The organism is Pseudaminobacter sp. Soil_N_29 (assembly GCF_057656055.1).
In genome coordinates this window covers 1-532 of sequence record NZ_JBDGLC010000033.1, presented here as the reverse complement: position 1 = coordinate 532, position 532 = coordinate 1, and the positions used below count along the sequence as shown (strand labels likewise).

General features: G+C 67.1%; 1 protein-coding gene. It reads right to left on the bottom strand.

Going from position 1 to position 532, the window contains the following annotated elements:
- The coding region (locus AC3A4H_RS23610) for a cadherin-like domain-containing protein (protein ID WP_487768882.1) at window positions 1-532 on the bottom strand (532 nt) is incomplete at both ends.

Below are 532 nucleotides of genomic sequence, written 5' to 3'. Positions count from 1 at the left end.
GCCACCGAGGCGCCGTGCTCGTCCACCACATCGTAGCTCAGCTCGAGCACCGCGTTCTCGCCCTGCTTGAGCGAGTTGTAGGCGCTGGGATCGATGTGCAGCGTATGGCCGTCGGCATCGAGCGTCAGCCCGGCGGGCAGCGGATGGGTCAGGTTGGCAATGTGCAGCACCGCGTCGTGATCGACGTCCGAGGCGTTGGTGAGCAGGTCGATCGAGTGGGCGGAATCATCCTCCGAGGCCGTCGAGGTGACCGCCCCCGACACCGTCGGCGCGTCGTTGGCGCCGGTGATGGTGATCTGCGCCGTCTGTGCCACCGAGGCGCCGTGCTCGTCCACCACATCGTAGCTCAGCTCGAGCACCGCGTTCTCGCCCTGCTTGAGCGAGTTGTAGGCGCTGGGATCGATGTGCAGCGTATGGCCGTCGGCATCGAGCGTCAGCCCGGCGGGCAGCGGATGGGTCAGGTTGGCAATGTGCAGCACCGCGTCGTGATCGACGTCCGAGGCGTTGGTGAGCAGGTCGATCGAGTGGGCGG